This window comes from Shinella sp. M31 (assembly GCF_049199205.1).
GTDB lineage: Bacteria > Pseudomonadota > Alphaproteobacteria > Rhizobiales > Rhizobiaceae > Shinella.
This window is the reverse complement of sequence record NZ_JBLZPH010000131.1, coordinates 22,399-38,617: the sequence shown is the minus strand read 5'-3', so window position 1 is coordinate 38,617 and position 16,219 is coordinate 22,399. Positions and strand designations below refer to the sequence as shown.

At 63.9% G+C, this 16,219-nt stretch carries 5 protein-coding genes; 1 reads left to right on the top strand and 4 read right to left on the bottom strand.

Going from position 1 to position 16,219, the window contains the following annotated elements:
* Positions 1 to 37: 37 nt before the first annotated feature.
* Both pyc and ACOZKU_RS20775 read right to left on the bottom strand, forming a co-directional pair.
* Complete coding sequence (gene pyc, locus ACOZKU_RS20780; protein WP_421580486.1) at positions 38 to 3,496, bottom strand: pyruvate carboxylase; 3,459 nt, start codon at positions 3,494 to 3,496, stop codon at positions 38 to 40.
* Between the two features lie 206 nt (positions 3,497 to 3,702).
* The gene (locus tag ACOZKU_RS20775; RefSeq protein WP_421580507.1) at positions 3,703 to 4,443 is read right to left on the bottom strand and encodes a LuxR family transcriptional regulator; all 741 of its coding nucleotides are present in this window, start codon (positions 4,441 to 4,443) and stop codon (positions 3,703 to 3,705) included.
* Between the two features lie 300 nt (positions 4,444 to 4,743).
* Here ACOZKU_RS20775 and ACOZKU_RS20770 point away from each other — a divergent pair, with 300 nt between their 5' ends.
* A complete protein-coding gene (locus tag ACOZKU_RS20770) occupies positions 4,744 to 6,501 on the top strand; it encodes a glucan ABC transporter ATP-binding protein/ permease (protein WP_314089799.1) in 1,758 nt (585 codons plus the stop codon).
* Positions 6,502 to 6,538: 37 nt separating this feature from the next.
* On the opposite strand, the gene ACOZKU_RS20765 is transcribed toward ACOZKU_RS20770, so the two are convergent.
* Both ACOZKU_RS20765 and ACOZKU_RS20760 read right to left on the bottom strand, forming a co-directional pair.
* Entirely contained in the window at positions 6,539 to 7,690 is a 1,152-nt protein-coding gene (locus ACOZKU_RS20765) for an OpgC family protein (RefSeq protein WP_421580485.1), read from the bottom strand.
* Positions 7,691 to 7,713: 23 nt separating this feature from the next.
* A complete protein-coding gene (locus ACOZKU_RS20760; protein WP_421580484.1) occupies positions 7,714 to 16,200 on the bottom strand; it encodes a GH36-type glycosyl hydrolase domain-containing protein in 8,487 nt (2,828 codons plus the stop codon).
* Between the last annotated feature and the right edge of the window lie 19 nt (positions 16,201 to 16,219).

Here is a 16,219-nt window from a genome sequence, read left to right as displayed (position 1 = left end):
CCATCCCCTCCATTCAGGCTTTCAAGTCTTGAGCCGGTCAGGCACCGTAGACGATCAGCAGGTCCTTGGCGTCGATCTGGTCGCCGGCGCGCACCAGCACTTCCGAGATCGTGCCGTCCTTCTCCGCATGCAGCGCCGTTTCCATCTTCATCGCTTCGATGGAGAGCAGCACGTCGCCGGCCTTAACCGACTGTCCGGCAGAAACCGAGACCGTCGAGATGACGCCCGGCATCGGCGCGCCGAGATGGGCGGCATTGCCGTTGTCGGCCTTGCGGCGCACGGCCGAGGTTGCGGCGCGGTTGCGATCCGGCACCTTGATGAGGCGCGGCTGGCCGTTCAGTTCGAAGAACACCTTCACCATGCCCTGCGAATCGGGCTCGCTGATCGCCTGATGCAGGATGACGAGGGAAACCCCCTTTTCCAGCTCCGGCTGGAGCTCCTCGCCCGGCGCAAGCCCGTAGAAATAGGCGGGCGTCGGCAGGACGCTGACGGGACCATAGGTATCGACGGCCAGCGCATAATCGGTGAAAACCTTCGGATACATGAGGTAGGAGGCGAATTCGAAGTCGTCGACCGGGCGCTCCAGCTTGTCCTCGATCGCCTTGCGCTCGGCCTCGAGATCGGCCGGGGGCAAAAGCGAACCGGGAACGGCGGTGTAGGGTTCTTCACCCTTCAGCGCCTTCTTCTGGAGCGCCGCCGGCCAGCCGCCCGGAGGCTGACCAAGATCACCCTTCAACATGGAGACGACCGAATCCGGGAAGGCGATGTCGCGCGCCGGGTTTTCGACGTCGGCGACGGTAAGGTCCTGGCTTACCATCATCAGCGCCATGTCGCCGACCACCTTGGAGGACGGCGTCACCTTGACGATATCGCCGAACATCTGGTTGGCATCGGCATAGGCCTGGGCGACCTTGTGCCACTTGGTCTCCAGACCGAGCGAGCGGGCCTGTTCCTTGAGATTGGTGAACTGACCGCCCGGCATTTCATGCAGGTAGACCTCCGAGGCCGGCCCCTTGAGGTCGCTTTCGAAGGCGGCGTACTGGAAGCGCACGGCCTCCCAGTAGAAGGAAATGCGGCGGATCCATTCCGGATCGAGACCCGGATCGCGCTCGGAGCCGCGTAGCGCTTCGACGATCGAGCCGAGGCAAGGCTGCGACGTGTTGCCCGACAGCGCGTCCATCGCCGCATCCACGACATCGACGCCGGCATCGACGGCGGCCAGCACGGTCGCGGCCGCGATGCCCGACGTGTCATGCGTGTGGAAGTGGATCGGCAGGTCGGTCGCCTCGCGCAGCGCCTTGAACAGCACGCGGGCGGCGGCGGGCTTCAGCAGGCCCGCCATGTCCTTCAGCGCGATCATATGCGCGCCGGCGTTTTCCAGCTCGCCGGCAAGGCTGGTGTAGTATTTCAGGTCGTATTTCGGGCGGGCGGAATTCAGGAGATCGCCGGTATAGCAGATCGTCGCCTCGCAAATGCGGCCCTCTTCCGCCACCGCGTCCATCGAGACGCGCATATTGTCGACCCAGTTCAGGCAGTCGAAGACGCGGAAGACGTCGATGCCGCCTTTGGCCGCCTGGCGCACGAAATACTTCACGACATTGTCGGGATAGTTCTTGTAGCCGACGCCGTTTGCGCCACGCAGCAGCATCTGGAGCAGCAGGTTCGGCGCGTCTTCGCGGATACGGGCGAGACGCTCCCACGGGTCTTCCGTCAGGAAGCGCATGGAGACGTCGAAGGTCGCGCCGCCCCAGCATTCCAGCGAGAAGAGCTGCGGAAGCGCCCGCGCATAGGTGCCGGCGACGCGCGCGATGTCATGCGTGCGCATGCGGGTGGCGAGCAGCGACTGGTGCGCGTCGCGCATCGTCGTGTCGGTCAGCAGGACCTGCTTCTGTCCGCGTAGCCATTCGGCGAATTTCTTCGGGCCAAGTTCGTCGAGCTTCTGCTTGGTGCCATCGGGAATATCGCCGTTGATATAGGGCACGACGGGCTTGGCGACATCCGACGGCGGCTTCGGACGGCCCTTGGCCTCCGGATGGCCGTTGACGGTGACGTCGGCGATGTAGGTCAGGAGCTTCGTCGCACGGTCCTGGCGCTTCACCTGCTGGAAGAGTTCCGGCGTCGTATCGATGAAGCGCGTCGTGTAGGTATTGGTGCGGAAGGCCTCGTGACCGATGATCGCCTCGAGAAAGGTGAGGTTGGTCGCCACACCGCGAATACGGAATTCCCGCAACGCGCGGTCCATGCGGGTGATGGCTTCCGCCGCCGTGCTGCCCGAGGCCGTGACCTTGACGAGCAGCGGATCGTAATAGCGGGTGATATAGGCACCGGTATAAGCCGTGCCGCCGTCGAGACGGATGCCGAAGCCGGCTGCCGAGCGATAGCCGGTAATGCGGCCGTAGTCTGGGATGAAGTTCTGCTCCGGGTCCTCGGTGGTGATGCGGCACTGCAGCGCATGGCCGTTGAGGCGGATATTTTCCTGTGCCGGAACGCCGGATTCGGGCGTGCCGATCGCCTCGCCGTCGAGGATGTGGATCTGCGCCTTGACGATGTCGATGCCCGTCACGACCTCCGTGACGGTGTGCTCGACCTGGATGCGCGGGTTCACTTCGATGAAGTAGAACTTGCCGCTCTCAACATCCATCAGATACTCGACCGTGCCGGCGCCGACATAATTCGTCGCCTGACCGATCTTCAGCGAATAGTTGGCAAGTTCCTGGCGCTGCGCCTCGGTGAGATAGGGGGCCGGCGCGCGCTCGACGACCTTCTGGTTGCGGCGCTGGATGGAGCAGTCACGCTCAAAGAGATGCACGACATTGCCGTGGGTATCGCCGAGGATCTGGCTCTCGACGTGGCGGGCGCGCTCGACGAGCTTTTCGAGATAGACCTCGTCCTTGCCGAAGGCGGCCTTCGCCTCGCGCTTGGCTTCTGTCACCTCGCGAATGAGGTCCTTCGGATCGCGGATGGCGCGCATGCCGCGGCCGCCGCCGCCCCAGGAGGCCTTAAGCATGACGGGATAGCCGATCTCGGCGGCGAGACGATGGATTTCGGCCTCGTCATCGGGCAGCGGATCGGTGGCTGGCACGACCGGCACGCCGACGGAGATCGCCAGATTGCGCGCGGCGACCTTGTTGCCGAGCTGGCGCATGGTGGCCGGGCGCGGACCGATGAAAGTGATACCGGCGGCATCGCAGGCATCGACGAATTCCGGGCTTTCCGAAAGAAGGCCGTAACCGGGATGGATCGCGTCCGCGCCCGAAAGCTTGGCGACACGGATGACTTCCTCGATCGACAGGTAGCTCTCGATGGGGCCGAGATTGCGCGTCAGATGCGGGCCGCGGCCGATCTGGTAGCTCTCGTCCGCCTTGAAGCGGTGCAGCGCCAGTTTGTCCTCTTCCGCCCATATCGCAACTGTTTTCAGACCGAGTTCATTGGCCGCGCGGAACACGCGGATGGCGATTTCGGATCGGTTGGCGACAAGGATCTTGGAAATGGGCAAGTCGAACTCCTCAAGACTTGGAAAACGGGAAATGCTGCACCCGCGAAGAGAATTATTAGCGGCTAATTTCCAAAGTGCAATTTTGTAGTCGTCATGGAACAAAAGATTTGCGCCGCAGGAAATAATCCAGCCGCCCGCCCAGAGCGGTTTTCCGCCGCAGATTGTTTTAAAACAAGCAGTTGATATTCAGGGGTGAAAGGCCCGTCTTACGAGACGAGGCCGAGCCGGAAGGCGATGGCGACGGCATGGTGACGATTGCGCGCACCGAGCTTCTCCTGGATGCCGTTCATGTACCAGTCGACCGTATGGCTGGAAATGCCGAGAACCTTACCGATGTCAGGCGACGTCATGCCTTCGGCCAGAAGGCTCAGCGCCTCCATTTCGCGGCGCGTCAATTCGACGTCGACGATGGCCGAGAGACGCGCCGCCATGTCGGGATCGGCGATATGGATCAGCTTCCAGTAGAGCCGCCGGGCAATGCTGTCGAAAAGGCCAAGCTCGATGCTTTCAAGCTCGACTGGCTTGCCGCACAGGCTGAGACTGCCGACAAGGCCGCGTCGGCCGTGTACGGGGAAGATATAACCATCTTCCAGCCCGTTCTGCCGTGCATCCACCATCATGCGCTCCATGCGCTTGCGGTGCGGACTGGTGCGAAAGGCGCTCAGCGTATCGCGCCAGCGGAAGCCGGTCTGCGCATGGCCGAGATAGCGCACGGTCGGATCCACCTGCATGTAGCGCTTTCGAAGATAGGTTTCCGGCCAATCCTGCGGCCAGCGTCCGGCAAGGATGAGGCTCGACAGGGTCTCGACCGGCTTCGGCGCCTGGTTCAGCCAGTAATAATCGAAACCGTACCGCGTCAGCAGACGCTCGAATTCGGCCGTTGTCTCCTCACGACCGCGCAACTCGTCGATCAGTGCAAGGAACTGCACCAGCAAGTTGATCTTCATATGCCCTGCGCGGGAAGCGCCCCATTCCAATTCGGAGAAATAACCGGCCCTGTTCAGGCCAGTCATGTCCCATTCATGTTACCCCGCATACACTTGGCAGGATCGAATGATGAAAATCAATCGGATAAGGACGTCACGGCGCGCAATTCTCAAGTCATCACGCAACATTTCATAGGAGTCATGAAATTTGCGCGGCCGTGAAGAACTTTCGCCCCTTGCGCTGCTTAATGCCCATAGCGAAGGGATCGAGGGTGCGTGTATCGCACTGCACAACAGGTTTTGCCCGGAAAGGCCGCATTCGTGTCTTTGTTTCAGGTCTATGCACGGGCGCTCAGCTATCTGAGCGTCTATAAGCTCAGGGTTGGCTCGGTCGTTGCCGCCAACGTCGTGCTCGCCGTGATCGCCATTGCCGAACCGATCCTGTTCGGCCGTATCGTCGATGCCATCTCCACCAAGGGCAATGTCACGCCGATGTTGCTGATGTGGGCGGGCTTCGGCCTGTTCAACACCATCGCCTTCGTGCTCGTCGCCCGCGAGGCCGACCGGCTGGCCCATGGCCGCCGCGCCAGCCTCCTGACGGAAGCCTTCGGCCGCATCATTTCCATGCCGCTCGCCTGGCACAGCCAGCGCGGCACTTCCAATGCGCTTCACACGCTGCTGCGCGCCTGCGAGACGCTGTTCGGCCTCTGGCTCGAATTCATGCGCACGCATCTGGCCACCGCCGTGGCGCTCGTCCTGCTCGTGCCGACCGCCTTCATGATGGACTACCGTCTCTCGCTGGTGCTCGTCGTTCTCGGCGCGCTGTATGTGCTGATCGGCAAGGTGGTGATGAACCGTACCCGCGAGGGCCAGGCCTCGGTCGAGAACCACTATCACACCGTTTTCTCGCATGTGTCGGACTCGATCAGCAACGTTTCGGTCGTGCACAGCTATAACCGCATCGAAGCGGAGACGCGCGAGTTGAAGCGCTTTGCCGAGCGGTTGATCAATGCCCAGTATCCTGTCCTCGACTGGTGGGCGCTCGCCAGCGCGCTGAACCGCATCGCCTCGACCATTTCGATGATGACCATCCTCGTCATCGGCACCGTTCTGGTGCAGCGCGGCGAGATCAAGGTGGGTGACGTCATCGCCTTCATCGGCTTCGCCGGCCTGCTCATCGGTCGCCTCGACCAGATGAAGGCTTTCGTCACGCAGATCTTCGAGGCCCGCTCGAAGCTCGAGGACTTCTTCACGCTGGAAGACGCTGTCAAGGAACGCGAGGAGCCGGCAGGCGCCGGCGATCTCGGCGACGTCAAGGGCCGCGTCGAGTTCCGCAATATCAGCTTCGACTTCGCCAATGCCACCCAGGGCGTGCGCGATGTCTCGTTCACCGCCGAGGCCGGCCAGACGGTCGCCATCGTCGGCCCGACGGGCGCCGGCAAGACGACGCTGGTCAACCTCTTGCAGCGCGTCTACGAGCCACAGTCCGGCCAGATCCTCATCGACGGCGTCGATATCTCGACGGTGACGCGCAAGTCGCTGCGCCGCTCGATCGCCACCGTCTTCCAGGATGCGGGCCTGCTCAACCGCTCGATCTCCGAGAATATCCGTCTCGGCCGCGAGGGCGCGACGGAAGAGGAGATCATGGCTGCGGCTGAGGCGGCGGCGGCGAACGACTTCATCGTCTCGCGCCAGAGCGGCTACGACACCCATGTCGGCGAGCGCGGCAACCGCCTGTCGGGCGGCGAACGCCAGCGTATCGCGATCGCCCGCGCCATCCTCAAGAACGCACCGATCCTGGTGCTCGACGAGGCGACCAGCGCGCTCGACGTGGAGACGGAAGCCCGTGTGAAGGCGGCGATCGACCAGCTGCGCCGCAACCGCACGACCTTCATCATCGCGCACCGCCTCTCGACGGTCCGCGAGGCCGATCTGGTGGTCTTCATGGATCACGGCAAAATCGCCGAAATGGGCACGTTCAACGATCTCAGCCACAGCAACGGCCGCTTCGCCGCCCTGCTGCGCGCCAGCGGCATCCTGACGGACGACGACGTGCGCAAGAGCCATACGGCGGCCTGAGCCTTCAAGGCCAGCGGCTTCGGGCTTAACGCCCCTTCTAACCGGCAGGGCCTCGCACGCCCTGCCGTTTTGCGTTGGTGCTGGCGATCACGGCGGCCTGCCAGTCGAGATAGCGCGCATAGACGAAATGCAGCGCGATGCCGGCCAGCGCATAGAGCGTGCCGATGACCGGGTTCTTGCCCGTGACGAACATCATCACCTGCCCGACCATCGCGAGGATCGTTCCGAAGATAAAGACGGCGAGCGAATGCCGGCCGACGGCCACCAGCGGATGAGAGAGCGGCAGCGCCGCCCAGTTCGACAGGACCGGGATCGTCGCCACCAGATAGGCGCCGGCCAGCACATGCAGGAGGCGGGTCGTGGAGAGGAAGGTCTTGTCGAAGCCGGTCAGCACGGCCGGCAGGCCGTAAGAGAAATCGATGTTCCACCAGGAGAACACGACCCACAGCATCGAGACGAAGAGATAGGCGCCAGACAGCGCCGTCAGCAGGGCATTGCGCGGAATGCCTGCCCGCTTCGCCCTGAGCACGCCCACGAAGCCGGTGACGAAGAGGAACTGCCAGGACAGCGGGTTGAGGAACCATTTTCCGTCGTCGAGGAAGTTGGACGGCGCGATCTGCCAGATGCCGGCGCAAAGCCAGAGCGTGCCGGAGACGGCAAGCAAAAGCAGGGCGCTTTGCCGGTAGAGCCAGAGAAAGCCCGGCAGCATCAGGAACAGCACGGCATACATCGAGAGGATGTTGTTGTAGCCGAACTGGTGGCCGAGCAGCACCATGCTGACGACGCCCTGCTCCGTGCGGTCGACGACGGCGCGCAGGTTGATTTCCGAGATCAGGTCCGGCCGCTCGAACCACAGGGCGCCGCCCGCGAAGATCGCGAAAGTCAGGATGCTCGTCATGATATGGGCGACGTAGAGCGTCAGCGCCCGGCGCAGGATGCGCAGCGTGACCGCCAGCCGCTCGCCGACGGCAAAACGCGCGCCGTAGGCAAGCCCCACCGACATGCCGGAAATCAGCACGAAGGCCTCGGCCGAGTCGGAAAAACCGAAATTCTTGTGCGTTAGGTGTTCCAGATACTGGCCCGGAACGTGGTTGACGAAAATCGTCAGGAGGGCAATGGCCCTGAAAACATCGAGGCGCGTGTCGCGTTGCCGCGGCACGGCGCCCGTCAGTCCAGCTTTGTCTGTCATGTCAGTCTGATCCACATCTGGGATCAGAGCAAATAACCCTCGTTTGAAGATTTGATGACGGTGCCGTTCACATTTGCGACCCATCCACCATCGTCACCCCGATCAACGCGGATAGTGACCTTCTTGCCATCAATGGTGAGCGTCGCGCCATAGCCGTTCCAGGAGGAAGGCAGGGCCGGATTGACGAAGAGGCGACCGCCTTCCTTGCGGATGCCGAGGATGCCCTCGACGGCCGCGCGGTAGAGGAGACCCGCCGAGCCGGTATACCAGCTCCAACCGCCCTGCCCGGTGCGCTCGCCTTCACCATAGACGTCGGCGGCGACCACGTAGGGCTCGACACGATAGCGTTCGGCCGCATCCGGATCGAGCGCATGCTTGACCGGGTTGAGGATATCGAAGCAGGCAAAGGCATCGTCCGCCCGGCCCTGGCGCGCCAGAGCCAGCACGACCCAGGTCGCGGCATGGGTATATTGCCCGCCGTTTTCGCGCACACCCGGCGGATAGGCCTTGATGTAGCCGGGATCCTGCGGCGTCTCGGTAAGCGGCGGGGTGAACAGGCGGATGATGCCGTTTTCCCGATCGACGAGATTTTCCAGCACGGCGTCCATCGCCTGACGCGAGCGCTCCGCATCGCCCTCGCCGGAGAGAACGCTCCAACTTTGTGCGATGGAATCAATCCGGCATTCGGCGCTTTCGGCAGAACCGAGCGGCGTGCCGTCGTCGAAATAACCACGGCGATAATAGCTGCCATCCCAGCCCGCCGTTTCCAGCGCCTGCTTGAGGCGGCCGAGATGGCCTTCCCAAGCTTCCGCGCGACCACTATCCCCACGCTCGCGGGCAATAGCGCTGAAGCCGCGCAAGGTGCCGGCCAGGAACCAGCCGAGCCAGACGCTGGTGCCGCGGCCGGCTTCGCCGACGCGGTTCATGCCGTCGTTCCAATCACCGCCGAGGATGAGCGGCAGGCCGTTTTCACCGGTCCGCCTGATCGCAAGATCGAGCGCACGGGCGCAATGCTCGTAGAGCGAGGCCTCTTCGGAGGCGCGGCCCGGCTTGTAGAAGGAATCGTGCTGTCCCTCGGCAAGCGGCTGGCCCTCGATGAAGGCGAGCTTTTCGTCGAGCACGGCACGGTCGCCGGAGGTGCGGCAGTAATAGTCCACCGCATGGGCGAGCCAGACCACGTCGTCGGAGATCGTGGTGCGCACGCCGGCGCCGCTGTCGGGCAGCCACCAATGCTGCACGTCGCCCTCGACGAACTGGCGCGAGGCGGCATTGAGGATCTGCCGGCGGGCAAGTTCCGGCCGGTGCAGCACGAAGGCCAGCGTGTCCTGCAATTGGTCGCGGAAGCCATAGGCGCCGCTTGCCTGATAGAAGGCGGAGCGTGCCATGATGCGGCAACCGAGCGCCTGGTAGGGCAGCCAGTCATTGACCATGCGGTCGAGCGCGGCATCGGGCGTCTTCACCTGCAGCGTGCCGGTGAAGTCTTCCCAGAAGGCCCGCACCGCTGCCATGACGGCATCGAAATCGGCCGCGCGGCTCTTCTCGGCCAGCGCCTTGGCGCTGTCCGCGTCCGCTGTGTCGCCGAGCACAAACAGTAGTTCGCGCTTCTCGCCGGGCTTCAGCACGATATCGACGGACAGTGCCGCGCAGGGATCCCCCATGCCGTCGGCCGCGCTCGAAAGCGCAAGGCCGGTCGCAAGCGCCGCAGGCGAGGCGATATCGCCCTTGCCGATGAAGTCGCGGCGCTTGGCCGTGAAGCCCGCCAACGGCGCATCCACGGCAAAGAAGCTGCTCCGGCCGGCAAAATCGAAGCTGTAGGGATTGGTGGCGAAAAGCGCGCCGCTCTCCTCGTCATGACTGGTCAGCACGAAGGGCGCCGTCTTGGCGGGATTGTTGCCAAGCACCCATTCGATATAGCCGAACACCGAGAGATTGCGTTCCGTGTCGCCGGTATTCTTCACGACGAGGCGCGAATATTTGACCGGATCCTCGGGATCGACCGTCTGCACCAGATCGAGCTCGATACCGTCCTCCCAGCTGCGGAAGGCGGTATAGCCGAGGCCGTGCCAGGTTTCGAACTTCACCGACGGACGCTGCGACAGCGCCGCAAAGGGTGTCATCACCGTTCCGCGGTCACGATCACGCACATAGAAGGCCTCGCCCGGACGGTTGACGACCGGGTCGTTGGTCCAGGGCGTCAGCTGGAAATCGCGCGAATTGCGGCTCCAGGTAAAGCCCGCGCCCTCCGCCGAAACGTGGAAGCCGAATTCCTTGTTGGCGATGACGTTGATCCACGGCTGGGGCGTCGCCGCCCCGCCGCGCAGGCGCACGGCATATTCACGGCGATCGGCGTTGAAGCCACCGAACCCGTTCCAGAAGGTCAGGCCTTCGCCATCGATCGCGACCGGCTCGGCGGCCGCAGGGGCCGCCAGCTTTGGCGTGACGATTTCGGTCTTCGTCTCCTCCTCGCTGCGCGGCGTGGAGAAGAGCGTCGCCATGCGGGTGATCTGATCGGAAAGCGTGCCGTTGCGGGCATGGAAGACCGCACGGGCGGTGGCCAGCAGCGCCTGCCAGGTAGCAACTTCCATCAGATCACGGCGCACCGCGAAGATATGCTGGCGCATGCCGTCGGATTGGCCGCGCAGGCGCAGGTTCTCGCACATCTGGTCGAGCGTATGCTGCATGTCCTGGGCGTAAGAGGAGGCGCGCTCGTTGAGGATGACCAGATCGGCCGTCACGCCGCGGTGGCGCAGATACTCCTGCGCGCGCAGCGCCTCACGGGCGACGTCGAGATCGATATCGTCGTTGATGCGCAGAACGAAGATCGGGAAATCGCCCGAAATCGCCAGCGGCCACAGCGCCGACTGGGCTGTCAGCCCGGTCTGGATCGTGCCGGCATCCGCACGCAGGTGCATGTCGGGATAGGTGAGGTAGCGGCCAAGCGTCTGGAAGCTCGCCGCCTCCTGCGAAGTCACGCCGATATGGCGCATATGCACCTGCGAGCGTGTCCAGGCATGGATCATTTCCTGGTTGAAGCTCTCCGGATGACGGTAGAGGTCGATGGCGGCATCCACCTCGGCGCGACTGGGGGCGGCAATCGTCCAGAAAATGACCTTGACCTTCTTGCCGGCAGGCACGCGCACCACGCGGCGCAAGGCGAGTACCGGATCGAGCGTGAAGCCATCAGTCCCGGAAAGCTGCGCGCCCGGATCGAAGGCGGCAGCAGTCGCGAGCGTGCGGCCACGGCCGATGAAGCGACGGCGGTCCGTCTCGACCTCCGTGCGCCGCGACGGGCCGGCATTGTCGACGATCAGATGGGCGATCGCCATGTCCGGCTCGTTCGGATTGCGCTTGTTGCGCTCGGCGCGAATGACGTCGCCGCGCTTGCCGATCTCGGTGCGGACGAACATCTTCGAGAACAGCGGATGGGCGCTGTCGGCGTCGTCGGTGGAGATGACCGGCTCCATATAGGAGGTCACTTCGATGAAGCGGTCTTCCGTACCGGTGTTGAGCAGCGTCAGGCGGCGGCCCTCGGCATCATGCTCGGTGGCAACGATGACCTCGACCTCGCTGCTCAGCGAGCCGATCGTCTTGACGAATTCCGCCTTGTCGTCGCCGAACTGCGTCTTGGTCTTCTCGCCCTCGATACGCTTGGGTTCCGCCGTGGCGGACCACCATTCGCCGGAGACGGTATCGCGCAGGAAGAGGAAGGAGCCCCAGCGGTCTTCCGTCGGGTCGGGCTTCCAGCGCGTGACGGACTGGCCGTTCCAGCGCGAATAGCCGGAACCGTTCGCCGTCAGCATCACCGAATAGTGGCCGTTCGACAGGAAGACGGTCTCGCGCTCCTTGGCGAAGGGGTTTTCGATGACGCGGATTTCCGGGCGAAGCAGGTCGGCCTGCGTGCTGCCGACGGTTTCCGGCTCGCGCTTGGCATTGATGACCGGAATGTCGCGCGGCGCCTTTTCCTGCAAGAGCAGTTCGGCGGCCTCGATGACCGGGTCGGCATGGAAGCGCTCGCGCAGTGCGCCGTTGAAGACGACGTTGGCGACGGCGGCAATCGACATGCCGTGATGGTGCGCCATGTAGTTCTTCACGACCGCGCAGGTCTTGCCCTCCGGCACGCGGGTCGGCGTGAAGTCGACGGCATCGTGGAAGCCATAGACGCCGAGAGCGCCGAGCTTGCGCAGGCGCTCGAGGTTTGCGAGCGCCTCTTCCGGCGCGTATTGCGCGGCGAGCAGCGAGGCATAGGGCGCGATGACGGCGTTCTGGCCGAGGCCGCGCTTCAGGCCGAGCGTCGGCACACCGAAATTGGTGTACTGGTAGGTCAGCTCATGGTCGCGGGCATTGAAGGCCGCTTCCGAAATGCCCCAAGGCGTGCCGAGACGGCGGCCGTGGTTCATCTGCTCCTTCACCACCAGATTGTTGGTCTGGTTGAGAATACCGCCTTGGCGCTCCTGCATGACGAGCGGCGGCATGAGATATTCGAACATCGAACCGGACCAGGAGACCAGCGCGCCGCGCGAGCCGACCGGCACGACCGGGCGGCCGAGCTTGTACCAGTGCTCGGTGGGCAGGTCGCCCTTGGCGATGGCGAAGAGGCTGGTGAGGCGGGCTTCGGACGCCAGAAGGTCGTAGCAGGCCTCGTCGAGTTCGTTCGTCTCGACGCGGTAGCCGATGGAGAGAAGGCGTCGCTCCGGGCGGAACAGGAAGCCAAAATCCATCGAGAAGGCGATGTCGCGGGCGCGGTCGCGCAGCACGACGAGCCGGTCGCGCAGGCCCTCGATGGAGCCGAGGTCGAAGACGCTGTCGGCGATATGCGCCTCGCAGGTCGCGACCAGCGCGCCCGCCCATTTGGCAAGCTCGCCGCTGTCGACCGACTTGATCTCGTGGTCGAGATTGACGATCAGCTTGTTGACGTCGCGCGCCAGCACCGAGAGGTTGATGACGCGGATCGAGGCAAATTCATGCTCGCGCTTGACGGCGGCGAGCGCGTTGTGGAAGCCGACGATGCGCTCCTCGATGAGGCGGCGCAGCGGGCGCACGGTCTTGCGGTCGTCCGGCAGTTTCTTCAGCGTTTCCGAAAGGATCGAGGCGACGTCGCCGATCCCGTCGAGGCTACCCTGCAAATGCGCCGAGGGGGCTTCCGCCCATTCGCGGCACATCGAGGAAATCGCGATGAGGTGACCGGCGAGGTTGCCGCTGTCCACCGCCGAGACGTAGCGGGGGCCGAGCGTTTCCAGCGTGTTGGTGCGGTACCAGTTATAGAGATGGCCGCGATATTTCGGCATGCCGTCGATGGTGGCGATGGTCTGCTCGAGGCGGCGGACCGTCTCCTCGAACGAGATCCAGCCGAAATCGCGCGCCGAGATGACCGAGAGCAGGTAGACGCCGACATTGGTCGGCGAGGTGCGCTCCGCAAGCACCGGCTGCGGCGTTTCCTGGAAATTGTCCGGCGGCAGGTAGTGCTGTTCGGCGGTGACGAAATCCTCGAAATAGCGCCAGGTGCGGCGGGCATATTTGCGAAGCTCGGTCGCAACATAATCGGACACGACGAGCTGGTCCTCGGTCTCCGCCGTCTGGCTGACATACCAGGCAATGGCCGGCGAGAGCGCCCAGACGAGGGCGAAGGGCACGCCGATGAACGGCAGGCCCGTATCCGAGATCATGGCGAGCGCGACGGAGAGCACGGCGAGCGCCGGCGCCTGCCACATCGCCTTGTAGTGGTCGAGGATGCCGCCGCGTGCGGCGCTGTCGGCCTGGGCGGCCGTGCGCCATTCCAGCATCAGCTTGCGGCTGACGAAGGTGCGGTAGACCGAGCGCACGATGGCATCGGCCATCAGCGCCGCCGCATGGGCGATGAAGGCGATGCGCAGCGCGACCTGCGCATTGGAGGCACGGATATCCGAGATGACCCGATGCACATGCGCGCGCGCGACGATATCACCCCGGCGCGGCATGATGCCCGAGATCAGCGAGAGCGTCGGCGCGACGAAGAGCAGGAAGATCAGCACCAACTGCCAGATCAGCGCCTGGCGCGGCTCCATATAATACCAGCCCATGACGGAGGCGACGAGCCAGCCGATGGGAATGAGGCTGCGGCGCAGATTGTCGTACATCTTCCAGCGGCCGAGCATGGAAATGCCGTTTGCCGGGTTGAAGAGGTAGGGCAGGAGCTGCCAGTCGCCCCGCGCCCAGCGATGCTGGCGCGAGGTTTCCGTGCCGTAGCGGGTCGGGAAGTCCTCGATGAGCTCGACATCCGTCACCAGCGCGCAATGCGACAGCGAGCCTTCGAGCAGGTCGTGGCTGAGCACTTCGTTCTCGCCGATCTTGCCCTTCACGGCCGCTTCGAAGGCATCGACATGGTAGAGGCCCTTGCCGGTGAAGGTGCCTTCGCCGGCGAAGTCCTGATAGACGTCGGAAACGGTGAAGACGTAAGGATCGACGCCCCGGTCGGCGGAGAAGATGCGCTGGAAGGTCGAGGCTTCCTTGCCCGTCGTCAGCGACGGCGTGACGCGCGGCTGGAGAATGCTGTAGCCGGCGGTGACCTTGCCCTTTTCGGCATCGATGACCGGGCGGTTGATCGGGTGGTGCAGCTTGCCGACGAGCTTCGTCACCGCATCGCGCATCAGGCGCGTGTCGGAATCGAGCGTCATGACGTATTTGACATCGGGCGGCACCACATTGGCGCCCGGCAGGAAGGTCGTGTCGCCATCGCCGCGCAGCAGCAGGTTCAGCTCGTGCAGCTTGCCGCGCTTGCGCTCCCAGCCCATCCACGCGCCTTCGGAGGGATTGTAGAGGCGGCGGCGGTGCAGGAGATAGAAGCGCATGCGGCCGTCATAGGCATAACGCGCCGAGAGCGCCGCCATCTCGCGCTTGGCGTATTCGAGAACTTCGAGGTCGGCGGGCGTTTCCTCCACCTGGCTGTCGGTCCAGTCGCTGACAAGCGCGAAATAGATCTCGCCGCGCGGATTGGCGAGATAGTGCACTTCGAGATTGCGCACCAGCTCGTCGACATGGTCGCGCTTGGCGATCAGACAGGGCACGACGACGAGGGTACGTGCATCGTCGGGAATGCCGTCCTTGAACTCGTAGCCGACGAGGCGCGAGGGCGTCACGAAGAAGGTGACCAGCGTGTTGAACAGGCCCGACGCGCCTTCCGAGGCCGGCAGCGCGAAGAGCACCAGCATGATCAGCCAGGCGCCGTTCGGGATATCGAGCTGGTCGAGGAAATAGAAGACCGCGATCATCGCCAGAAGCGTCAGGAGAATGTTCGGCCCGGCAATGGCGAACCAGTCAAGCTTGCGGCCGAAGCGCACGATGCGCTGGACGAGCGAGGGGCGATAGCCGATGCGTTTTTCGAGCAGCTTTCGCTTTTTGCCGACGAGGAAGGCGGCGACATTGGCCTCGTAATCGAGATCCTCGACATGGGCGGCGGCATCCTCCGCCGTCATGGCAAGTGCCGTCTCGGTAACCTCCAGCTCCGTTTTGCCCGAGCGACGGGCATAGCGCTCGATCGTATTGCGGTATTTGTTGCGCGAGCCGAAGTCGAGATCGGAATAGTCCGAGCCCTGGCGCAGCGCCTCGTCGAGGCGGCTGACGCTCTCGAACCAGACCGGCCATTCCGTGTCGTCGACGGTACGCAGGCTCTTGATGAGCGAGCTCATCGTAGCGTTGCCGGAGGACAGGCGGTTGTTTTCCGAGACGATCAACTCTTCAAGGTCGCTGCCGCGGCTTTCGATCCTGCGTTCCAGCCATTGGATGACGGCGCCCGAGGCCTGCAGGCCGTCGCGCAGCCGGTAGAGCAGCTGGGTGACGAAGGTGTTGTCCTCGGCGAAGCTTTCCATGGTGCGCAGATGCGCGATGGCCTTTTCCGGATCGTTGAGACGGACCAGTTCGTCGGCCACCTCGTTCGCCTTGATGCGCATCTTGCGCGAGCGCTCGACGCGGCTGGAAATGCGGCGCAGGTTTTCGAGCAGCACGAAGCGGATGAACGACGGCAGCGCCCAGAGTTCGCCGATCTTCAGAGCATCGATCTTCTGGAAACCCTGTACGAAGGCTGTCAGGCTTTCCTGCGAGATGTTGCTCTGGGTATGGGCGACGTAGAGCCAGGCCAGCACCAGCGTGCGCGGCACCGGCTGCCCGTCGATCTCGACGGTCGGAAGCTGGCGATAGAAACGGCGCGGGAAGTCGCGGCGGACCTCCTGGATGGCCTCTTCGATGACGTAATAATTGTCGAGCAGCCATTCGGCGGCGGGTGTGATCTGCGCGCCCGATTCCACGTCCTTGGCTGTCGCCTGATAGACGCGGAAGATTTCCTTCTCGTTTTCCTTGTGCCTGGCGCGGAATTCAAAAGGCCGGAAACCGGGCAGCGGCGCTGTCTTGTCGCGCGCCAGAGCCGCTCCGCAATCGGCCAGCTCCTCCAGCGTCAGATAAGTGGCGCGGATCGAATCGTTATAGTCGATCTGCTTGGCGTCTGCGTCGCGGGCGGCGTGCGGCGTATTGTGAAGGGACATATTTCTTAATCTGGATCCG

Coding starts and splice junctions, on each gene's coding strand:
- ACOZKU_RS20775 (WP_421580507.1), bottom strand. CDS start 4,443: ATGAAGATCAACTTGCTGGTGCAGTTCCTTGCACTGATCGACGAGTTG.
- ACOZKU_RS20765 (WP_421580485.1), bottom strand. CDS start 7,690: ATGACAGACAAAGCTGGACTGACGGGCGCCGTGCCGCGGCAACGCGAC.
- ACOZKU_RS20760 (WP_421580484.1), bottom strand. CDS start 16,200: ATGTCCCTTCACAATACGCCGCACGCCGCCCGCGACGCAGACGCCAAG.